The 23072-nt window shown below is 46.2% G+C and carries 18 protein-coding genes; 4 read left to right on the top strand and 14 right to left on the bottom strand.

Features of this window, described 5'->3' with window-relative positions; all coding sequences use genetic code 11:
- Positions 1 to 8: 8 nt before the first annotated feature.
- From FGL37_RS07080 to prfB, 9 genes are all read right to left on the bottom strand, one after another.
- Entirely contained in the window at positions 9 to 578 is a 570-nt protein-coding gene (locus FGL37_RS07080; protein ID WP_028069393.1) for a cytochrome b/b6 domain-containing protein, read from the bottom strand.
- A 35-nt stretch (positions 579 to 613) separates the two neighbouring features.
- Positions 614 to 1771, bottom strand: coding sequence for an efflux RND transporter periplasmic adaptor subunit (locus FGL37_RS07075; protein WP_028069392.1), 1158 nt, complete (start codon positions 1769 to 1771; stop codon positions 614 to 616).
- A gap of 66 nt (positions 1772 to 1837) precedes the next feature.
- Positions 1838 to 6178 carry a CusA/CzcA family heavy metal efflux RND transporter gene (locus FGL37_RS07070; RefSeq protein WP_028069391.1) on the bottom strand — a complete coding sequence of 1447 codons (4341 nt, stop codon included), beginning with the start codon at positions 6176 to 6178 and terminating at the stop codon, positions 1838 to 1840.
- A gap of 160 nt (positions 6179 to 6338) precedes the next feature.
- Positions 6339 to 6725 (bottom strand): hypothetical protein, encoded by a 387-nt coding sequence (locus FGL37_RS07065; protein ID WP_051606704.1) that lies wholly within the window; start codon positions 6723 to 6725, stop codon positions 6339 to 6341.
- A gap of 148 nt (positions 6726 to 6873) precedes the next feature.
- Positions 6874 to 8100, bottom strand: a complete 1227-nt coding sequence (locus FGL37_RS07060; RefSeq protein ID WP_028069389.1) for an IS256 family transposase — start codon at positions 8098 to 8100, stop codon at positions 6874 to 6876.
- A gap of 352 nt (positions 8101 to 8452) precedes the next feature.
- A complete protein-coding gene (locus tag FGL37_RS07055; protein ID WP_028069387.1) occupies positions 8453 to 8719 on the bottom strand; it encodes a hypothetical protein in 267 nt (88 codons plus the stop codon).
- 199 nt (positions 8720 to 8918) lie between these two features.
- On the bottom strand, positions 8919 to 10220 hold the full coding sequence (locus FGL37_RS07050) for a nucleotide sugar dehydrogenase (protein WP_028069386.1): 1302 nt from the start codon (positions 10218 to 10220) through the stop codon (positions 8919 to 8921).
- A 39-nt stretch (positions 10221 to 10259) separates the two neighbouring features.
- On the bottom strand, positions 10260 to 11705 hold the full coding sequence (locus FGL37_RS07045; RefSeq protein WP_197734457.1) for a glycosyltransferase family 2 protein: 1446 nt from the start codon (positions 11703 to 11705) through the stop codon (positions 10260 to 10262).
- A 448-nt stretch (positions 11706 to 12153) separates the two neighbouring features.
- A protein-coding gene (gene prfB, locus FGL37_RS07040) for a peptide chain release factor 2 (protein ID WP_138096728.1) occupies positions 12154 to 13237 on the bottom strand; the annotation gives its coding sequence in 2 pieces (ribosomal slippage) (positions 12154 to 13176 and positions 13178 to 13237; 1083 coding nt in all).
- 271 nt (positions 13238 to 13508) lie between these two features.
- Between prfB and pgi the strand changes: the two genes are divergently transcribed.
- A complete protein-coding gene (pgi, locus tag FGL37_RS07035; protein ID WP_028069383.1) occupies positions 13509 to 15158 on the top strand; it encodes a glucose-6-phosphate isomerase in 1650 nt (549 codons plus the stop codon).
- Between the two features lie 151 nt (positions 15159 to 15309).
- On the opposite strand, the gene FGL37_RS25715 is transcribed toward pgi, so the two are convergent.
- The 5 genes from FGL37_RS25715 to FGL37_RS07015 form a co-directional block, all read right to left on the bottom strand.
- Complete coding sequence (locus FGL37_RS25715) at positions 15310 to 16038, bottom strand: type II toxin-antitoxin system HipA family toxin (protein WP_232048649.1); 729 nt, start codon at positions 16036 to 16038, stop codon at positions 15310 to 15312.
- A gap of 20 nt (positions 16039 to 16058) precedes the next feature.
- A complete protein-coding gene (locus FGL37_RS25710) occupies positions 16059 to 16565 on the bottom strand; it encodes a hypothetical protein (RefSeq protein WP_232048648.1) in 507 nt (168 codons plus the stop codon).
- A gap of 3 nt (positions 16566 to 16568) precedes the next feature.
- Complete coding sequence (locus FGL37_RS07025) at positions 16569 to 16814, bottom strand: helix-turn-helix domain-containing protein (RefSeq protein ID WP_051606702.1); 246 nt, start codon at positions 16812 to 16814, stop codon at positions 16569 to 16571.
- Positions 16815 to 16976: 162 nt separating this feature from the next.
- A complete protein-coding gene (locus FGL37_RS07020) occupies positions 16977 to 18872 on the bottom strand; it encodes a heavy metal translocating P-type ATPase (protein ID WP_028069381.1) in 1896 nt (631 codons plus the stop codon).
- Between the two features lie 265 nt (positions 18873 to 19137).
- Positions 19138 to 19485, bottom strand: coding sequence for a phage holin family protein (locus tag FGL37_RS07015; RefSeq protein ID WP_028069380.1), 348 nt, complete (start codon positions 19483 to 19485; stop codon positions 19138 to 19140).
- Positions 19486 to 19689: 204 nt separating this feature from the next.
- Between FGL37_RS07015 and FGL37_RS07010 the strand changes: the two genes are divergently transcribed.
- From FGL37_RS07010 to kbl, 3 genes are all read left to right on the top strand, one after another.
- Positions 19690 to 20115: a DUF2147 domain-containing protein gene (locus tag FGL37_RS07010; RefSeq protein WP_028069379.1), complete on the top strand. Its 426-nt coding sequence runs from the start codon at positions 19690 to 19692 to the stop codon at positions 20113 to 20115.
- Between the two features lie 293 nt (positions 20116 to 20408).
- Positions 20409 to 21656 (top strand): ABC transporter permease, encoded by a 1248-nt coding sequence (locus FGL37_RS07005; RefSeq protein WP_037532746.1) that lies wholly within the window; start codon positions 20409 to 20411, stop codon positions 21654 to 21656.
- 216 nt (positions 21657 to 21872) lie between these two features.
- Positions 21873 to 23063, top strand: a complete 1191-nt coding sequence (gene kbl / locus FGL37_RS07000; RefSeq protein WP_028069377.1) for a glycine C-acetyltransferase — start codon at positions 21873 to 21875, stop codon at positions 23061 to 23063.
- Positions 23064 to 23072: the final 9 nt, after the last annotated feature.

The following is a 23072-nucleotide window of genomic DNA, read 5'->3' as shown; positions in this document are numbered from 1 at the left end:
TAAATTTATTAATCATCTCCGCCAATCATTTTGGAAGCAATTCCCTTTTGAGCTGTTTTTTCTGCCAGCCAAATCCCGCCAAAATGCAAAATAATAAAAATCGAAAACCAGTAAATTGCCCATTTATGAATGGTTTCCATTGTATCTTTCAGGTCTCCATTCCACCATTTCAGGTAGGCTCCGGTGATGGATGAAACAATCACAAACAAGTAAAATAGCAGATAAATAAATCCCTGAAATTTTTCTTTTGCTGATGTATTTGCCGAAAAAGGATTTGGAAAACGAATGCCCTTTACCAACATATAAATGATGCGAACCGCAATGATTACAAAGAAAACATACGCTGCATATTCGTGCCATTGCCACATAGGGGCCAGAATGCTTTTTACTGTTCCGATGGTTTGTTCATTGGTTAAATCAATGCCTTGCATATTTTTTTCAATAGCTCCCAGAATGGCTTTTTTACCCATCCAGTTGATCCGAAGAAATCCGGTGATAAACAAAACCGTCATTAGTAGAGCTGTGCCCCAGTGTAAACCACGATGAAGCGGGGTAAATATTTTTGTTGAATTTCTCATTATTTTAAATTTTTATATCAGATTTTATCTGACTGTTATTCTTCATCTTCACTGGTATTTTTCAACTTCATCAATAAGGTATAGGCGTTTTTGACCACGATTTTCTTACCTTGAAAATCAGCAAAGTTGAGGATTTCAACAAAGCCATTTTCGGAAATTCCCAATGTGACCGGGACCATCTTCCAGGTCTGTTTCCCGGTTTCTGTAAAGACATAACTTTTCCCTTCAAAATCCACCACGCTTTCTTCCGGAATAGCATTGGCAAAAGAATTTTCTGTTTTCACTTCTGCATTCATATACATTCCGGGAATGAGTGCAGGATCGTATTTTTCAAAATGACAATGAACCTCAGCCATGCCGCTTCCGTCCACGTCTTTACTCGTCAGCAAAATTTCACCGGCATATTTTTTTGAAGGATCTACATTGGTATAAGCCACAATCTGTTGCCCGGTTTTCAGCATTTCCAAATCCTTTTCATACACTTTTAAATTGAGGTGAATATCAGAAGGATTGATGAGTTCAAACAGCACATCCGAAGACGTTACATATTTGCCTACATTCACATTCACCTTGCTCACAAAACCGTTGATGGTACTATAGACAGGTACGCTCTGCTGAATATTTCCGGCAGATATCTTAGCCGGATTTATGTTGACCAACTTCAGTTGCTGGGCAATGGAATTCATCAGAATTTGCTGATCGCTCATAATGGATTGTGCCTGCTGCATCACTTTATCACTACTTGCCTGGCTTTGGTTGAGCTTAGTTTGTCGGTTATAATCCAGTTGGGCAAAGTGGTATTTGGATTTTGCCATCAGATAATCCTGCTGCAACTGTACAAACTGCGGATTTTCAATAACGGCAATTAACTGACCTTTAACTACTTTCATCCCTGGCAAAAGGCGGGTGCTTTTCAGATAGCCGCCCAGCGGTGTACTTACGGAAACCAGATTTTGCGGTGGTACATCAATTTTACCGTTGAGTTTCAATACGGTGGAAATATGCTGCATCGACAGTTCCGCGGTTTCAATGGGGGTATTGTGTAACTGTGCATCGGTGAAAATAACCGTGTTTTCGTCTTTCGGATTTGCAGTTTTGGTGGCGGTGGTTTCTTGTTTTTGTTGACATTGAACTGCGGAAAGCAGTACTATCAAGACCAAAAAATAAGAACCGTATAATTTTAATATTTTCATTTTCTTGTCTAATTATATATTGATTTGAAAAATTCTGTTTACTGTTTAAAATATCCTGTTCATCAACTACTGAAGCGTGATATAATTCAGTTCAACCACGCTTTCGTTTAGTTTCAATAGGGCATCTGCATAATTGCTTTTGAGCAAAACTGCCTGATTGACGAGCATTACAAATTCCAGATAATTGATTTCTCCGTTAATGAATTGTTGCTGTGCTGTTTTGGTAATGATGTCTGCATTTTTCAGTTCATCAGTTTCGTAACGGTTGATGATTTCGAGATTCGTTTGATACATTTGCTTGAGCTGTTGCTGTTTTTTCTCTAATGCAAATTCCGTATTATGCCAATCGTTTTCCGCAATGCTTTCCGCCACTTTAGAAGCGTGAATTCTTGCCTTTTGTCCGCCTGAAAATATTGGAATGCCAACACCTACCATCACCGAATGAAACTGTGGTGTAGCAGAATACAGTTTATCATCAGGTCCCATACCTTTCAACGAATTGAGATTATAACCGATTTGCAAACCCGGAAGAAGTCTGGATTTTTCCACTTCGGTTTGTTTGCCGGCAACCGTTTTTTGCTGTTCCAATACATGTAACAAGGGATGCGAAGCATTTTCCTGAAGCAAAAGAACCGGTCTAGAATTTTCCAAAGGAAGATATTCCGTTTCGGAATTGAGCAACCAACTGAACTGCAACTGCAAGGTTTTTATTTCCTGCTGCACTTGTTTCAACTGAATCTCAATCGACGATTTTTGGTTGGAAGCCGTTGTTTTTTCCAGAATATTGCTTTCTCCTGCTTTTAAACGCAAACTGGCTTTGTCTAAAAATTGGGTGTACAGTTGCAACGTTTCATTCAGCAATTTTTCCTTATCTTTCCAATACACCATCTGGAAATAACTTTGGCTGACGGCTTTTTTCAGTTCAAATTCTTTAAGCGAAACATTCAACTGGCTTTTTTTCCATTCTTCGGAATGCAAATTTTTCTGTTTCTGATACACAGTCGGAAAAGCGATGCTCTGTGAAATCCCGAATTTCATATCGTTGTATGCACTATTTATTTGTCCGTAATCTGCTGTAACTGCGGTTTGCGGAATATCGGCATTAGAAGTTTTAATCAATGCTTTGGCATAATCCGAACGCAGTTTTTCATTTTTCAGGTTGCGATTGTTTTGTAACGCTGTTTGCACGGCTTCATCTAAAGAAATTATGGTTTGTGCCTTCATTTTTATTCCTGAAAACAGCATAAAAATCAACAGAACAGAGGCGACATGTTTAGATTTTGGTTTTTTCATTTTAAATCCATTTTCGATATTGACATATAAAAGCGGTAGGACAAAAAGGGTGAGCAAAGTGGCCAATATCAGTCCGCCAATTACCACGGTCGCCAAAGGTCGCTGCACTTCTGCTCCAGCACCTGTGCTTATTGCCATCGGGATAAAGCCGAGGGAGGCAACGGCTGCGGTCATCAACACCGGACGCAATCGGCTTTCGCCGCCATCAATCACAATTCTGACGATATTTCTAATGCCGTTTTTATGCAGTCGGTTAAATTCTGAAATCAATACAATACCGTTCAAAACCGCTACGCCAAAAAGAGCGATAAAACCAACGGCAGCACTGATGCTGAAAGGCATTCCGCGTAAATTCAACATAAATACACCTCCGATGACCGACAACGGAATGGCGGTGTAAATCAGAAGACTTTCTTTAATCGACCTGAACGCCATAAACAACAGGACAAATATCAATGCCAATGCCAGCGGAACGGCAATCATCAACCGTTGTTTGGCGTTGTTCAGATTTTCAAAAGAACCGCCATACGTAATAGAATAGCCGGCCGGAAGTTTAATCTGTTTGTCCACTTTACCCTGCAATTCTTCCACAATGCTTTGCACATCACGGTCTTTGATGTTGAAGCCGACGACAATACGGCGTTGTGCATTTTCACGTTGAATTTGATTGGGACCTTCCACCACATCTACGGTTGCCAGCTGATTGAGCGGGATCTGATTGCCTGCAGGTGTTGGAACCAATAGATTTTGAATATCATTGATGTTTTTTCGGTCACTGGCATTCAGGCGTACTACCATATCAAAGCGTTTTTCGCCTTCAAAAACCAAACCTGTACTCTGTCCGGCAAAAGCGGTATTAATCACCCGATTGACACCTGCAACAGAAAGATGATACTGAGCAATCACGTGACGATTGTATTTTACCACCACCTGCGGAAGCCCGGAAACCGGTTCTATATAAAGGTTTTGTGTACCTTTTACCGTTTCAATGATTTTACCGAGTTGGTTGGCATTTTGCACCAAAGAATCCAGATTATCGCCAAAGATTTTGATGACCACATCCTGTCTTGCACCAGTCATCAGTTCATTAAAACGCATCGCTACCGGATACTGAAAACCAACTGTAATACCGGGCACATCTTCCAGTGCTTTGCTCATTTTTTCTGATAATTCGGGAAACGTTTTGGCGGAAGTCCATTCTTTTTTGTCTTTCAGAATGACCATCATATCCGAAGCATCCATTGGCATCGGATCGGTAGGCACTTCTCCACTTCCTATCTTGGTGACCACTTTTTCCACTTCGGGGAAACGGGTTTTTAAGATATGGGCTGCTTTTTGCGTACTTTCAATCGTGGTGGTAAGGTTGCTGCCCGGTAAAACGCGGGTATCCACCGCAAAATCACCTTCTTCCAAAGACGGAATAAATTCGCCGCCCATTCTGCTTAGCAGAATTATTGCCGTGATGAACAATATCCCGATTATGGTAAAAATGGTTTTCGGAATGCGTAAAACTTTCAGCAAGGTTTTCAAATAAAGCGCTTCTACTTTCTTCATTACCCTGTCCGACCACGAAGGTTTTAAACTTCTTTTCTTCAACAAAACCGAACTCATCATCGGAATGTAGGTTAGGGAAAGCAGAAATGCACCTAATAATGCAAACGCCACCGTTTCTGCCATCGGGCGGAACATTTTCCCTTCAATCCCTTGCAATGTTAGGATCGGAATGTACACAATGAAGATGATAATTTGTCCGAAAACTGCACTGTTCATCATTCTTCCGGCAGATTCTGTAACTACACTATCCATATCATTGGACGGAATTTTCAGCAGGCTCTTGAACTTAGGATTGAGGGATAACTGATGCAGGACGGCTTCTACAATAATGACTGCTCCGTCGATGATTAATCCAAAATCCAGTGCACCCAAACTCATCAGATTGCCGCTCACCCCGAAAAGGTTCATCATACAAATGGCAAAAAGCATTGCTAGTGGAATCACCGAAGCCACGAGCAAGCCGGCTCTGAAATTTCCGAGAAATAAAACGAGGACAAATACCACGATTAAAGCACCTTCCAGAAGGTTTCTCTCTACCGTGCTGATGGCATTATTCACCATTTTGGTACGGTCAAGAAAGGGTTCTATCACCACGCCTTCGGGCAGGGTTTTCTGGATTTGAGCCACTTTGGCTTTTACATCTTTGATGACCTGACTACTGTTGGCACCTTTCAGCATCATCACCACCGCACCGGAAACTTCGCCCTGATCGTTGTAAGTCATCGCTCCGTAACGGGTGGCAAAACCAATTTTGACATCAGCTACATCTCGGATAAACAGCGGTACATCGTTGTTTTTATTGGTAATGGAAATGTTTTGAATATCCTCAATATTGCCCACCAAACCTTCGCTCCGAATGTAGAGAACGGTTGGCCCTTTTTCGATATAAGCACCGCCGGTGTTCTGGTTATTGGCATTCAGTGCATCAAAAACATCATTGATGGTAATGCCGTAAGCATTAAGTCGGTCGGGATTCACGGCAATCTCGTATTGCTTCAATTTACCGCCAAAACTGCTGACTTCCGCTACGCCTTTGACCTGAAGTAGCTGTCGACGCACAATCCAATCCTGAATGGTACGGAGTTCCGTAACGTCGTATTTTTGTTCAAAACCTTCTTTAGGACGAACGACATATTGATAGATTTCGCCCAAACCGGTAGAAATCGGCCCTAATTGCGGTGTTCCGATACCTTGCGGAATTTCATGCTGAACCTGTTGCAGCCGCTCTGCCACTTGTTGTCTTGCCCAATACACATCAATACCATCATCAAAAACAATGGTAACCAAGGACAATCCGAAACGGGAGAAACTGCGGATTTCTTTGAGTCCGGAAATATTGGAGTTCGCCTGTTCAATTGGGAAAGTAACCAGACGTTCGATATCGGTTGCCCCAAAAGACGGAGCGATTGTAATAACCTGCACCTGATTATTGGTAATGTCCGGCACAGCATCAATCGGTAATTTGCTTACCTGATAAGAGCCAATGCCGATTAAACCAAGAACCAATAATGCTATAATGAGTTTGTTCTTTACAGAAAACTCAATGATTTTTGTAAGCATAATTTATTCTGTTAATCGTAAATGATAAATAAAGAGATTTGACGTTTCCAATACATGATCAATCCTACAGGCGGACACAAAATACACCGACTGCCCGAATGAAAGTATTATCAAACAGCAAATGCACGATGAAAGGATTCATCGTGGACATCAAAAAAGATTAACAGAATTTCGGAGGTTGCCAGATGGCAGAAAGGTAATTGTTATCAGAAAATGTATCGTCCAAAGGCAAGGTTTTGGGTTCTTTGCCTACAAGTTTTTTGGTTTCTATATCAATACTAAAAGGGGAGGCAAGTACAAAACTGATATTCAAAACATCGATATGTACGATAAACGGTAATTGTTTGTCTTGTTCATAATCGTCATCGTGTGGATGGTTTTCTAGATGGTTCCCGGCGTAATGAACTTCCAAAAATTGCAAAACAGTAACCTCCGGATTTTTTTCTTTGTGATCGAAATAATGCTCTATAAGTATAGGAAACTTCAATAACTGACCTAATTCAGTTGTCGAAATTAAATACACAGACAATAATAATATTGAAAACATTTTTTTCACTTAACAAAGTTAATAAAAAAGTCTGCTCTCTTTTATAAGACGCTGTAATTTAGAATATTTCAAAATAAATGGGTCTGTAAAATGAACTGTGTCAAGGGGTGATTTCCAGCCCTGCGGGGCTGGAAATCACCCCTTGCGCTTACCGCAAATCTAGCACCATTCTCCCGGGAAACCAAATCGCCAGTTTTTGTGCCGTTACCGCCCAGTTCGCCAAAGGCATCGTCCATTTCTTTTTGATGTTCTGGTGCGCCAGATAGATCAGTTTCAGCAGCGCCATATCCGAAGTAAAAGCCCCTTTTGTCTTGGTCACCTTGCGGACCTGACGGTGGAAGCCCTCGATCGTATTGGTGGTATAGATCAGTCTTCGGATGGCCTTGTCATACCGGAAATACGCCGTCAGTTTTTCCCAGTTACGCCGCCAGGAATCGATGACCACGGTATATTTTTTGCCCCACTTGGCCTCCAGTTCATCCATGCGCAGTTCGGCCTGTTCCAAGGTATCTGCTTGATAGACCGGTTTAAGATCTTTCATGAATTCTTTCTGATCTTTGCTGGCGACGTATTTCAGACTGTTGCGGATCTGGTGCACCACACAGGTCTGAACCTCCGTCTTGGGGAACATCGCCTGAATGGCCTCGGCGAACCCGTTGAGGTTATCGATACAGGCGATCAGGATATCCTCAACGCCGCGGTTCTGAAGGTCGGTCAGTACGCCCATCCAAAAGTTGGCCCCCTCGCTCTCTGACACATACATCCCCAGAAGCTCCTTGTGGCCGTGGCGGTCGATGCCCAGTACATTGTATACCGCACGGGAAACAACCCGGTGGTCCTGCTTCACCTTATAGTGCATCGCATCCATCCACACGATCGTGTAAAGACGGTCCAGGCTCCGCGACTGCCATTCTTTGACCTCCGGTATGATACGGTCCGTAATGGCCGACAATGTACTGTGGCTGATCTCCGTGTCGTACATCACCTTGATATGCTCGCTGATGTCACGGAAGCTCATCCCAAGGCCGTACATCCCCAGTATCTTCTTCTCCAGGCTGTCCGCTAGGATCGTCTCCCGCTTCTTGACAAGCTGCGGATCGTAGCTTGAATGCCGGTCTCTCGGTGTGCTCAGCTCGATCGTACCGTCCGAGGTACGAAGGCGCTTGTGCTGTTTGCCGTTGCGGCGGTTGCCTCGCATGCGCTCAGGCTCATCTAGATGGGCATCCATCTCGGCCTCGAGTGCAGCTTCCAAAAACTTCTTTAATAGCGGAGCGAATGCCCCGTCTTTCCCGTAGAGTGATTCTCCGCTGCGCAGCTGGCGCAGCGCTTTCTCTTTCATTGATTCAAAGTCTAACTCTGTTTCTCTGATGTCCATAATACTATGTCTAAATTAATACTTATTTCTTAATCTTGACACGTTCATTTTACACTCTCGGTCCCCGCTCGTTATCGTTTACTCGAGCGCTCTTATCCGCGGGCTGATATCCTCCAAGGATCTGCATTAGTACGGTGGAGATGATTCCCCGCTATCAGACGGCATGTTGAAAATACTCTCCGGATCCAAATGTATCGTTTTAAGATCTACTTTCAATGTGTCTCCAAACTGTCCAGTGAACTGCTTTGGGCCTTGCTCAGCGCCCGGGTTATAAACCTTGAGTTGGGCCGATGTGGTAGCATATAACACGATATTGAGCAAAATGATGAGATAATATTTCATAACTGAGAATTTAATGGCCTTCAGCTTCTTTTTTTACCAGCATCGTGCGCAACGATACGTATACACCAATGAGTACGATAAGAATACCGGTCAGCACAAGTCCCAGGTACTCCACTACCCAGCCAATGAGTATGGCTACGATGTGAATTTTTCCATTTTCAGGCTGAAACATTTTACCAGAAAGCATGTATATAGCGAAATAAACAAAAAGGCCCAGCCATATAAGGGCATAGATGTAGTGTAAAGGGTTTTTACTAAACTTATATTTTTTAAACATAGCATGTATTTTCTCTCAAATATAGCTCTCAGAACGGTAATTGATTCGGCGATTTACAATTCGATCGCCTGTTTTTATTATTTGCGAATGTCCGTTTGAAACCTCTGTTTAATGATAAAAAAAATCGTAAGCTATTCCCTGGAGAAAAGCTTACGATTCCGAATGTGTCTGTCACGGTTTAAAAATTCGGCTGTCTATGTTATAGCCGGGCATCGACCAGGTTTCGGTCCAGGATGCCTTTGATATCAAAGACGACGGCAGGGTCGTTTTTCAGGTTTTTGAGGTCGAGCTGTACGAACTCGCGGTGTCCCACTGCCAGGATAATGCTGTCATAGCAATCCGATTCCGGCAGTGCCTCCAGCAGGCTGATGCCGGCATGTTTCTTCAGTTCTTCCGGATTTACCCAAGGATCATAGACATCTACATGGAGGCCAAATTCTTTGAGGTCCTGAATCATGTCGATCACTTTACTATTGCGGATGTCAGGACAGTTTTCTTTGAACGTGATGCCCAGCACAAGCGCTCTGGCGCCTTCAAATTTTATATTTTTCTGGATCATAAGTTTGACCACTTTGGAGGCGATGAATGAAGCAATATGGTCGTTCACCTCCCTGCCGGATAGAATCACATGCGGGTGGTATCCCAGCTGTGTTGCCTTTTGCGCGAGATAATATGGGTCTACCGAAATACAGTGGCCGCCCACTAATCCCGGCTTGAAACGCAGAAAATTATATTTTGTGCCGGCAGCGTCAAGGACGTCCTGGGTATCTATGCCAATGCGGTCAAAGATCAGCGCCAGTTCATTCATGAAAGAAATATTGACATCGCGCTGTGCATTTTCAATGACCTTCGCGGCCTCGGCAACTTTTATGGAAGGAGCCAGGTGGGTGCCTGCTTCAATGATAGTCCTGTATAACGCATCCACCGCAATTCCTGCTTCAGGCGTGCTGCCCGAAGTCACTTTCATGACCTTCTGAAGTGAATTGACCTTGTCGCCGGGATTAATACGCTCCGGAGAATAACCGACAAAAAAATCATGATTAAACGTTAATCCCGAGCATTTTTCCAGGACAGGCACACATTCCTCCTCGGTACATCCCGGATACACGGTAGACTCATAGATCACCAAATCGCCGGCCTTGAGCAGTCCGCCAATCATCTTCGATGCCGATAGCAGCGGCGATAGATCCGGTGAATTATACCGGTCAATAGGCGTCGGCACGGTTACGATATAGACGTTGGCGTCGGCGATGTCTTCAATCGTTGAAGTTGCATCATAACCTTTGCTACTGCCGGATGCCGTATACAGATTCCGCGCCCGCATGAGTTCGTCGGCATCGGTCTCCAATGTCCGGTCAATACCGGATTTAAGTTCATGAATACGTGTTTCGTTGATATCGAAGCCAATCACCGGAAAGAAATCAGCGAACGCCAGGGCCAGCGGCAGTCCCACATATCCTTGTCCAATGATGGCAATTTTTTTAATCTGAAAATCTTTCATACATTTATTTAAGGTAAAGATACATTCTTTACGTTGAAATTAGCCTCTTGTCAACCAGCCCCGTCGTCCTGCTGTTGCAATTGCATAAGGTGTAATCCAAAATAAGCTAAAAGCGTAGAAAATGCTGTAGCTGTACGCCCAGAAAGCCTCTTTGGCGTCTGAGTTTTTGGATGCGAAGAAATATGCCTGTATACTCGAGAAGATTAAGATCCCCACGAGCGTGGAGCTCAAGAACATCAGCGGATAGTGAAATACTGTCCAGAGCATCAGTAGCATCAAAGGGTAAGAAAGCAATACCTTTTTCCATTGCATGATCAGTAGGATGCGAGCACCCCATTTAGGTCCTTTCCGGAAGTTTTTGAATGCAAACTGGCTCATCATGATATTTTCACGCACGTTGCTTCGTTCCCAGCGGATAAACATTTTATATAAATTGCGGTAACGTACCGGGGTATCGGTGTAGACATAAGCATTCGACTGAAACAGCACATGGTAACCTTGTTTCAAGATCATGTTGGTCATGGCGCGGTCTTCACCGATGTCAGAGGGCTGACCCATGAAGGTTTGGTTGATCCAGTCTTCCAGACAGTTCATCACCGCCTCCCTGCGGTAACCGGATAGCGCTCCGGGAGTACACATTACGGTGCCGAGCATGCTCTGCGCCGACCGTACAAATTCAAAACTGAATACGAAACTAACATTCAGCATGCGCGGTATGATCGCTTTCTTCGTGTTTAGCACGCGCACATTACCGGCCACGGCACCGCATTCTTTATTGGTCACAAAGGGACTGGCCATATTACGGATCGTGTCTTTCTTGACCACAGAGTCACTGTCAACGGTGATGAACACCTCGCCAGTACCTAAGTGGAAACCACGGTATAACGCATGGCGCTTGCCCATATTCTTGGGCTGCTGATATATTTCCACCCGGTCACCCAACTCCATTTTGGCACGCTGTATCCAGGCAAAAGTATTGTCCTTACTACCGTCATCAATAGCGATGATCTGAAGTTTTTCCTCAGGATAGTCGCTGCCTGCAAGACTGTGTAGCGTATCATAAACAAGCTGTCCTTCATTATAAGCGGGCACAATAATGGTACAGGTCGGAAGTTCCTCGTCCGAAACCGAAGCAATCGGTTTGTACCTGCGGTGCAGGACAACCAAAAATATCAGGAAGCTGATGGCCACCACTGCCAGGAATATACCAAACCCGATTAAGAGCGTACCACCTAGACTGTCCAGACGCTGGAAACGCAAAGCATCAAAATCAGGCTGCAACATGTATACGCCAAACACGGATGCAAATAGTACGATAAAGGTAGCGCCAAAAATTCCGTATTCTTTTAATCCAAAATTGCTGTCTTCGGCTTTCTTTGCTGTTGCCTGAGATCGCTGCTGCTCTTCATTTACGTCGTATACAGCAGGCTGCCAAGGAGTGGTCAGCTGCTTCGATACGATGGAGTTTTCTTTCATGTAATTCATAACCGTTCTATTTTTTGATACACATTCTCTTTTTGTTGCTGTGCACAGTCCCTGGCTTTTTAATTCATCCCGCCAGGGGATATGCCGCTTTTGTAATGAAAATATTACGATTTCCATAAACGCAAAACACATGCCTTTATTTTGTGCCAAAAAATGATGAAGCATGCTAATTGTAACGTTCTTGATACAATATAATTGTTTGTAAATGTTTGATAATCAATAGTATTTACTGGTAATTACACCGATTTTTAACTAAAAACGACAGACTAGCGGCAGACTCGACTTTTAAGATTTTTTAACGTTTCAAACTTTTTCGTGACACAAAAAAGCCTGATGCTGACAGCAGACTGTGTACGAAAAGGGGCAGGGCGGGGGGACTATAAAAAAAGGCGCCCCTTGTCTGGAGCGCCTCTGTACTGGGATATGTTTATCTTTCATCGAAGCTCGTTCAGCTGCCGAATTCCATCAGGTAATTTTTGAGGAAATCGTTCAGATCGCCGTCGAGCACGGCCTGTGTATTCGATGTTTCGTAATTGGTACGCAGGTCTTTGATCAGTTTGTACGGGTGCAGCACATAGTTGCGGATCTGGGATCCCCATTCAATTTTCTTTTTGCTACCCTCAATTGCTGCAGTGGCTTCCTGACGTTTCCGCATTTCGATCTCGTAGAGCTGCGATTTCAACAGGCGCATGGCATTTTCCTTGTTTTGCAGCTGTGATCTGGACTCCTGGTTCTTGATGATGATGCCTGTAGGTTTGTGATGCAGGCGTACCGCGGTTTCGACTTTGTTGACGTTCTGCCCACCGGCGCCGCCCGAACGGAACGTGTCCCATTCGATTTCCGAGTCTTTGACGTCGATTTCAATATTGTCATCGATCAGCGGGTACACATAGACAGAGGCAAATGAAGTATGCCTTTTGGCGTTGGAATCAAATGGCGAAATACGCACCAGGCGGTGTACGCCATTTTCACCCTTGAGGTAGCCATAGGCAAAGTCGCCGGATATCTGTAAGGTCACGCTTTTGATACCTGCCACATCACCTTCCTGCGAATCTTGTTCGGTGACTTTGTAGCCATTTTTCTCGCCCCACATGATGTACATGCGCATGAGCATGGCTGCCCAGTCACAGCTCTCGGTGCCGCCGGCACCGGCCGTGATCTGCAGGATGGCATCCAGCTGATCCTCCTCAGCACTGAGCATATTTTTGAACTCCAGTTCCTCCACCTTTTCCAGTGCGAGCTGATACTGCTCATCGAGTTCCTTTTCGGTAGCGTCGCCCGACTGAAAAAACTCATACATCACCGATGTGTCCTCCACAGCAGCGGCGACTTCATCAAAATGGTCGGTCCATATTTTCTGGTTTTTGATGGCCAGAAGGATTTTTTCCGCAGCCTTGGAGTCATCCCAAAAATTAGGCTCCAGTGTAATGGCCTGGTCTCTTTCTATTTCTGCTTTGCGGACATCAATGTCAAAGATGCCTCCTCAGGGAAGTAACACGATCCCTCAAGTCTTGAATTTGTTCTTTTGTCATACAGCGAATGTATAAAATTTAATTTAAAAAATCAGGAGCGGAGATGCGGCCTGATGCTGTAGCTTACCGATAAGGTACTTTATTATCCTGTTGTGTTGGCTACGACGGGGCTGGCAGGATCAGCTTTGTACCAGATACAAACTTTTGACGTTTTTTTGTTAGTTTTGGTAGCATCAACTGAACAAACCTTGCTGTGCCGCTGTTGCCTGTGTAGGGAGGCGATGCCCAAGGTTCTTATTGACGATTTAAAACAAATAATAACAAAAACAGTATGTTCCCAAAAATTAATTTTACAAAAACACAAGCCTATCATCAGCTGGCAGACCATTATAAGACGATCAGCTCAAAAAGCCTGCGGGAGCTTTTTGCAGCGGATCCGGCACGGTTTGACAAATTTTCCATAGGTTTTGACGATATTTTGCTGGATTATTCCAAAAACCGCATCGATGCGGAGACATTATCCCTATTGATCAATTTGGCTAAAGAATGTCAGTTGTCCGAAGCCATTGCGGCCATGTTTGCCGGCGAACGAATCAATGTGACCGAAAATAGACCAGTATTACACACGGCTTTGAGAAACCAGTCCGATCAGCCGGTGCTGGTAGACGGAAAAGACGTTATGCCAGAGGTTAGAAAGGTGCTGGCGCAGATGAAAGCATTTACCGAAAATATTCTTTCTGGCCAGTGGAAAGGTTATACTGGCAAGCAGATTACCGATGTCGTTAACATTGGTATCGGTGGCTCTGACCTGGGCCCCGTGATGGTGACAGAAGCATTGAAAGCTTACAAAACCCGCTTGAATGTGCATTTTGTTTCGAATGTCGACGGAACGCATATCGCCGAAACACTTAAAAAAGTGGATCCGGAAAGCACTTTGTTCCTGATTGCTTCCAAGACCTTCACCACACAGGAGACCATGGCCAATGCACAAAGCGCCAAAGACTGGTTTTTGCGGAGCGGTGGCAGCCAGCAAGATGTGGCCAGGCATTTCGCCGCATTGAGTACCAACACCCAGGCGGTACAGGCCTTTGGCATAGATCCGCAGAATATGTTTGCGTTCTGGGACTGGGTAGGGGGACGTTATTCGCTGTGGTCTGCAATCGGCCTTTCCATAAGCCTGGCGATCGGTTTCGATAATTTTGAGCAGCTCCTTGCTGGTGCATATGATGCCGACGAGCATTTTAAAACAGCAGCATTCGAGTCCAATATTCCCGTCATTCTGGCGCTATTGGGCATATGGTACAATAACTTCTTTGGTGCCGAGAGCCACGCGATCCTGCCTTACGACCAGTATATGCACCGATTTGCCGCCTACTTCCAGCAGGGGGATATGGAGAGCAACGGCAAATATATTGACCGCAATGGCGAGCAGGTCGACTATCAGACGGGTCCGATCATCTGGGGTGAGCCCGGAACCAACGGACAGCATGCTTTTTACCAGCTGATCCATCAGGGTACCAAACTGATCCCTTGTGATTTTATCGCGCCCGCCAATAGCCTCAACCCGATCGGCAACCATCATCAGCTTTTGCTGTCCAACTTCTTTGCGCAGACCGAAGCCCTGATGAACGGCAAAACCGAAGCGGAAGTCGTTGCCGAACTGCAGAAAGCGGGAAAATCGGCTGCTGAAATCGAAGAACTGAAAGCTTATAAAGTATTTGAAGGCAACCGCCCGACCAACTCCTTTTTATTGAAGAAAATGACGCCGCGCACATTGGGACGGCTGATCGCCTGCTATGAGCACAAGATATTTGTGCAGGGGGTGATCTGGAATATCTATAGCTTTGACCAGTGGGGTGTCGAGCTTGGCAAGCAGCTCGCCAACAACATTCTTCCCGAACTGGAAGATGGCCAGCCTGTCAGCAGCCACGATTCATCCACAAATGGCCTGATCAACACCTACAAAGCATGGCGTGATTAATCCCGCGATCAGATCGATAATGGATTGAGCCTTGCATCATCGCTTTGGCGCTGATGGGAGCGGCATCTTTGAGATCCGCTCCCATTTGCTTTGTTGGGTCTGTGGGGGCCTGAGTTGCCTACCCCATATTTTGGATGTTATCTGATATCGTTTAATGCGATATCCTAAATGCTGCGCTCATAAGTTCTCTTTCTGCTCTCGAAATTCCAATTTTTTCGGCAAGACTTCCCCATTGCTGCACGCTTTCCAAAACTTCTGAGAGAATGCGGTGCATTTGATTCTGATTGAGTCTAAAAAACTTGCCCACATTGTATGCCAGATCAAAATCTAAAGAGTTATTGTCCATATCGATGTTTAATGATAACCCATCCTTTTCAACTGAGGGGTTTAGGTCATAAGCCGGAGATAGTACCCATCCTTCATCGGTCAGGATAAAACCGTGATTTCGAAGATGATCATCTGTATTGGATATAGCGATATTAAAGACCATCCGTCTCCAAAGCTGCTGGAGATTATCATCTACATTGGCGCCATAGCTCTGGATAAATTCGGCGATATCTAAGTAACTTGCAGGGCTGTCGCGTAAAGTACTTTCGTTATTACCTGTCATTGTCATTGCTGATGCGAAATGGATACGATCTTTCTTTTCTCTATCGAAACGTTTGGTGAGAAACGTGTGGTGGTTGCCCGCTATCTTTTCTATTTTACTTGACGACATATGAATCCCCGCTTGAACTGCTAGTTGATAAGCTAAGAATTCCCAGGCCCCTTTGTTATAAGTATCGTTTTTAGAAGGAAATTTGGCAATCCACAGTTCACCATTTTCATCTAGAATATTGGCTTTGGGCCTTGCTCCGCCTAATGAAGAACCCGGAGCCATTAAAACAGCTAGCCATTCTTTTAGATCTGCATTTTGGTCGTCGTTTCTAATCGATCTGCTGCGTATTGCAACTCACGGATTGAGGACCAAGGGGGAGTAGGTCTATCTGTGTTGTCATCTAAAAAAGGGCCATCAGGACTAGTTTTAAAACGTAGTGCTCCCATACGGCATTCGTCATATACGCCTAGTAGATAGTCAATATCGTACAATATTGGGACACTTTCTTTTCGTTCTTTCGCAATCTGAGCGGCACGTCTTTTCATTAATGTCCGTCCCCAGGTATCTGGCATACTATCTAAAAAAATCCCAAAGTTTTCTCTATCGTTAGCGTATTGTGTGCCAGCAAAAAAATGGATGTCGGGGTCTAATAACTGCAGATGCTCTGATTTCAGCCACATTTTATCATACTCAAAACTGAATGATTTTTTACCCTTGCCATAGTGAGCACAAAGGATTCCCATAAATTTCGGGTCAGGCATCCCCTTCCAGTGGGCGTATACAAATATATCAAACTTGCTTTTTGCCATCGTTTACTTCAAGAGTTCCAGATCCTGTAATTTTCTGCCCAATTCGTCATCCGCGGCTAATTTCAATACATCATGCTGTAAACCCAGGACCCGAAGTACATTCAGATAAGCACCGAAGGTTACACTTGTATCGCCTTTTTCTATAAGGTATAATGTCGAGCGTGCAATGCCGGCCCGCTCCGCAACCTGAATAGTTGTTAATTTACGACGTTTCCTGGCCAGTTTTATGTTTTCACCTACCTGCTCCATAAGCTTGTTATACTTAGGGAAAACGATTTGTTTTTATCTGCTCATTTTATCAATAAACTGATATTACAAACAAATTTAATTATTTTGATTGAAATATCGAACAATTTAGTTGAGGCAGCTGGCTTATTGCCTTAGCTCCGCGCTGTGTGGCAGCAGCTTCTTTTAGACATGCTTATGCTGGATGCGGATTGCATTCAAAATGGCCAGTAGGGCGACCCCAACGTCCGCGATGACAGCTTCCCAAAGGGTAGCGACCCCACCTGCGCCCAACAGCAGGACAATGATCTTGACGCCCATGGCCAAGATGACGTTTTGCCAGACGATGCTGCGGGTTATTTTACCAATTTTGATTGCCGCCAGAATCTTGTGCGGTTCATCATTCTGGATGACCACATCTGCCGTTTCTATGGTAGCATCGGCACCAAGTCCGCCCATGGCGATACCCACCTGGGCCAGGGCGACTACCGGGGCGTCATTGACACCGTCGCCGGCAAATGCTACATTTTTTCCTTGGTCGATCAGCTGTTGTACATGCCACACCTTATCCTCGGGCAGCAGATCACCATAGGCTTTATCGACGCCCAGTTCGCCTGCTGTTTCTGCTACCACCGCTGCCTTGTCACCGGAAAGCATCACAGTATATAGTCCCTGGGCACGCATGGCGCTGATGACCTCCTTCGCCTCCGGTTTGTTCCGGTCCGCCACCGTGATATACCCTGCATATTGCTGATCTATGGCGACCAGCACGATGGAGTATACCATCCGGCTGATCTCCTGCGGGTACGCGATCTGATATCTGTCCAGTAGCTTACTGTTGCCGGCAAGCACTGTCTGGCCGTTTATCTTTGCTTTAAGGCCATGGCCCGCAATCTCCTCCACTTCCGAAGCAATCAGATCGCTGCTGTCGTCGGAATAGCGTACGATGGCCTTCGCGATGGGGTGGGTGGAATTGGCTTCGATGGCTTTGGCATAATCCAATAGCCGCTGCTGCTGTCCGTCGGCGGCATGGACCTCACGTACCTCAAATACTCCCTCCGTCAGCGTTCCTGTCTTGTCCATCACCACCGTGTCGACAGCGGTGATCGCATCGAGGAAGTTGCCGCCTTTAAACAAGATACCGTTTCTTGAGGCCAGGCCGATGCCTCCAAAATAGCCCAGGGGAATGGAAACCACCAGCGCACAGGGGCAGCTGATCACCAGAAAGACCAAGCTGCGGTAAAACCAGTCCCGGAAGCTGTAGTCGCTGACGACAAAAAAGGGAATGATGAGCACCAGCAGAGCCAGCGCAAAAATCACCGGTACATACACTTTGGCAAATCGGGAAATAAACAATTGTGTCCTGGATTTACGCGCTGTGGCGTCCTGCACCATTTCCAGTATTTTACTCAGTTTGCTGTCCTGAAATGAGCTACTGACCTTTATTTCAGCCACGGTCTCGAGGTTTATCATGCCTGCCAGTACCGCTTCATCCATATATTTGGTGTCGGGCTTGCTTTCACCGGTCAGTGCGGCCGTGTTAAATGCCGCCCGTTCATTGAGCAGGTGCCCATCCAGCGCCACCTTTTCACCGGCCTTGACCAGGATGGTCTCCCCGATAGCAACTGTCCTTGGATCCACTTCCTGCTGCTGTCCCTCGCGCAGTACCGTTACCCGGTCGGGGCGGATGTCGAGCAGGGACTTAATGGATTTCTTTGCGTTGTCCACAGCTGTATCCTGAAACCATTCACCGATCTGATAGAACACCATCACCGCCACGCCCTCCTCAAATTCGCGGATGGCGAAGGCCCCTAAGGTGGCCGTGCTCATCAGGAAGAATTCGTTGAAGAAATCACCGCGCCGGGCTTTGCGGTAAGCCATCCGGAGAACCGGAAAACCTGCAAGCAGGTAAGCTGCACCGTTCAGCAGCAAGCTGGCACCCAGCGGAAGCGTTAGTTTAAACGCATATTTAAGCAGCAGCAGGATAAGCAGGATCAAGAGGGCAGTCAGCAGGTTACGCTGGGCGATCCACCAGGGGATCTCTTTTTCGGTATGGCCATGTTCGTGTTGGTGTTCACACATATCTGTAAGGGAGTCTGGTAAAATAATTTAAATTTAGCCATTTTTAGCCAGAATAGCGAGCGACGGGACGATTAAATGTTGCCTGCGGCTGGCGATACATGAGCAGAGGATTGTCCGGCGCAACAGACCGGCGAATGCAAGTTATTCGGCTTGCCGGCATAGTTGCGGGTTACGGCGGTGGTAGAGCAGGCACGGTGCCGCGGCAAAAAAAAAGCTGTTTTCCGGTCAGGAATACAGCTTTTTATTCTTGTGCAGTAAGATATCGTTAGTCTTTGTCTCGTGTGACGCTCCCTACGATCATTTCCAGTATTGCCACCACAATTGCAAATAAGGCTGCGGTCCAGAAGCCGCTGACGTCAAACTTATTTCCCAGCAGCGAGTCCGAGAGCAGAACCATCAGAACCGTGATAATAAAAGATACCAGACCCAGCGTCAGCCAGTTTAAGGGGAAGGTAAACAGCCGCAGAATAGAGCCTACAGTGGCATTGACAAATCCGATGACCAGTCCGGTTACAATGGCCCAGCCAAAGCCCGCGACATGGGCTCCCGGAATGATCCAGCAGGCGACCGCCACAACCACTCCTGTGAGTAAAAGACTAATAATAAATTTCATAATATGCGCTAATTAATAAACAGTGAATAAAGTAAGTAATATGATAAATGCCATACAAACGCGATGCCAAACTTAGCTGCCCCCACCCGCCCATCAACATCGCCGGTTCGGGGAGGAAAAAATGCACAACAGAACTAAAAGTATGCAAGCATAGTAAATATTTCGTATATTTAATTTAGAATATAAACTTAACAATATAGTCCAATGAAGAAAATTATCGCATCGTTGATCATGCTACTGACGGCAGTAGCCTTATTCGCCCAGACCGATCCGGTGGTCGGCAAATGGGAAAACCCCAGCGGAGAGGGTCGTGTGGAGATTTATAAAAAAGGAGATAAGTTCTTTGGAAAACTTTACTGGCTCAAGTTTCCCAATAACGAATCCGGCCAGCCCAAAAAAGATATCAAAAATCCCGACAAAGCCCTTCAGGACCGCCATATTCAGGGGCTGGAGATACTGACCGGCTTTAAAAAAGAAGGCAACAGCTATGTGGACGGCAAGATCTATGATCCCAAGACCGGCAAGACCTATAGCTGTAAGATGACCTTAAAAGGAGACAAGCTCGATATCCGGGGCTACGTTGGTGTCAGTCTGCTGGGCCGTACCGAAACCTGGAAACGTATTCATTAGCGGACTGCCGGCAAGCAGGAGAGCATGTAATTCATACCGGCAGCCGGTCTGCCTATTCGGACAGCTGACCACAAGGAAAGGACAGAAATCTGGGGGCGAGAAGAGACAGGACCGGTCTGTCCTGATCCCAGCCGCAGCAGGCGCCACTCGGGACGGCCTGAGGTTGGCGTGCTGGAACAGTAGCGGTCCGCCCGAAAAGTCCAAAAAGGCAATTTGTTTCATCGAAATGAATTGCCTTTTGTTTTTGTGCCGGAATAACAGTATTTTCATCTGCAAATTATAACAATCTCCTTATGGCCGTAAAAATGTCTTATGTCGAAAACGTCAAGCTTGCGCTGCAGTCTATTGTGGGCAACAAGTTGCGGACATTCCTGACAGCATTGATTATTGCCATAGGCATGATGGCCCTGATCGGCGTACTGACATCCATTGACGCCATGAAAAACTCCCTGACCGACTCCTTTTCGTCGATGGGTTCCAACTCCTTCAATATCCGCAACCGGGGACTCAACGTGCAGATCGGCACAGGCGGTACCCGTTCAAAGGTGTTTGCCAATATCACCTATGCGCAGGCCGCCCGGTTCAAACAGAACTTTCACTTCAACGCGACGACCTCCATCAGCGCCAATGTCAGCTGGAACTCCACTGCAAAATTTCAGTCCCAGAAGACCAATCCCAATATCGGGTTGATCGGCACTGATGATAATTATCTTCAGACGTCTGGCTACCTCATCAGTCAAGGCCGCAATTTTTCGGCCCGCGAGGTCGAGACCGGTAGTTCCGTAATCATCATCGGCAGCGAAGTCAGCAAAATGCTTTTCGGCGAGATCATCAATCCTGAAGGCCAGTTTATCACCGTCAACAACATCCGTTACCAGGTCATCGGTGTACTCAAAAGCAAGGGCTCCTCTGCCGGTATGGGTGGCGATAGAGCCTGTTTTATACCCTTGGTCAAGGCTCGGGCCGTGATGCAGGGGGCAGAACCCTCTTACGTGATTACCGTGTCATCCAATGACCCGATGCGGCTGGAAGCCGCCATAGGCGAGGCGACGATTGTATTCCGCAATATCCGTGGGCTCTCTTCGCGGCAGACCAACGATTTTGAGATCACCAAATCAGATGCCGTGGCACAGATGCTGATGCAGAACATGGCCATGGTGACGCTGGGCGCCGTCGTGATTGCCTTCATCACGCTGGTCGGCGCATCCATTGGACTGATGAACATCATGCTCGTATCCGTCACCGAGCGTACCCGGGAGATCGGTATCCGTAAAGCTATCGGGGCCACCCCCAGCGTCATACGCAAGCAATTCCTGATGGAAGCCATCGTCATCTGCATGATCGGCGGATTTGCGGGTATCTTCATCGGTATCTTGATCGGCAACATCCTGGCTCTGCAGCTGGGCACATCCTTTATCATTCCCTGGACTGCGATTATCCTGGGCTTCGCCGTCTGTGGACTTGTGGGCATGCTGTCCGGCTACTACCCTGCCTCCAAAGCATCCAAATTGGATCCCGTGGATGCTCTTCGCTACGAATAGCGCGCCGGCAGCATCCCGGCAGACCCGGCCAGAGGCGGCATAAGCGCACCGCAGGCACTGCATGTGGCCACCAAAGCAAAACTTGTGCAAACGTTTTCATGTTACCCAAACGTTGATTTCTGATGAAATCTCGGTAAATAGTCTGCTCCGGCGGAGGACCGTAGGAATTTATTCCGATGAAAAACTGTAATATTGTATAAAAAATAAATTCAAATTATGTACACTACATTACAACCAGTTTTACAGAAAGAATTGGAAGCAATCAAAGAAGCGGGATTGTATAAACAGGAGCGGATCATTGTCACTCCGCAGGGGGCCGATATCAAAGTGAGCACAGGCCAGGAGGTCGTCAATTTTTGTGCAAACAATTATCTGGGATTGTCCTCACATCCCAAAGTGATTGAGGCCGCCAAAAAGGCGATCGATACCCATGGTTACGGCATGTCTTCGGTACGCTTTATCTGTGGTACGCAGGATGTACATAAGGAATTGGAATCAAAAATTTCGCAGTTTTTAGGAACAGAAGATACGATTTTGTACGCAGCGGCATTTGATGCCAATGGTGGTGTGTTCGAGCCCCTGTTTGGTGCAGAAGATGCCATTATTTCGGACGAACTGAACCACGCCTCGATTATTGACGGGGTACGTCTTTGTAAAGCACAGCGTTTCCGGTACAAAAATGCGGATATGGCGGATCTCGAAGCACAGCTGCAGGCCGCTTCTGGCGCACGGCACAAGATTATCGTCACCGACGGCGCTTTCTCCATGGACGGATCGGTGGCACCGCTGGATCAGATCTGTGACCTGGCCGATAAATATCAGGCCCTGGTCATGATCGACGAATCACACTGTACAGGTTTCATCGGGCCGACAGGCTGTGGGACGCACGAACTCTTCGGGGTCATGGACCGCGTAGATATCATCACGGGTACCCTGGGCAAAGCTTTGGGCGGTGCTTCGGGCGGTTTTACTTCCGGCAAAAAAGAAATTATTGACCTTTTGCGTCAGCGCTCACGCCCTTATCTGTTTTCCAACACCCTGGCTCCGGCGATTGCGGGCGCTTCTGTGGCCGTCCTGGATATGCTGAGCGAAACCACTGCCTTGCGCGATAAGCTGGAATCCAATACCAAGTACTTCCGGGAGAAAATGACTGCTGCAGGATTTGACATCAAGCCCGGCTTCCATCCGATCGTACCCGTTATGCTTTACGATGCCAAGCTGGCGCAGGAATTTGCCGCTAAAATGCTCGACGAAGGCATCTATGTCATTGGTTTCTACTATCCTGTTGTCCCTCAGGGCAAAGCCCGCATCCGTGTGCAGATCTCAGCTGGACATGAGCTGGAGCACCTGGATAAGGCCATTGCTGCCTTTACCAAAGTCGGTAAAGAATTGGGTGTAATCAAATAAAATACACAT

Source organism: Sphingobacterium thalpophilum (assembly GCF_901482695.1).
Classification (GTDB): Bacteria; Bacteroidota; Bacteroidia; order Sphingobacteriales; family Sphingobacteriaceae; genus Sphingobacterium; species Sphingobacterium thalpophilum.
This window is presented reverse-complemented; position numbering and strand designations above follow the sequence as displayed.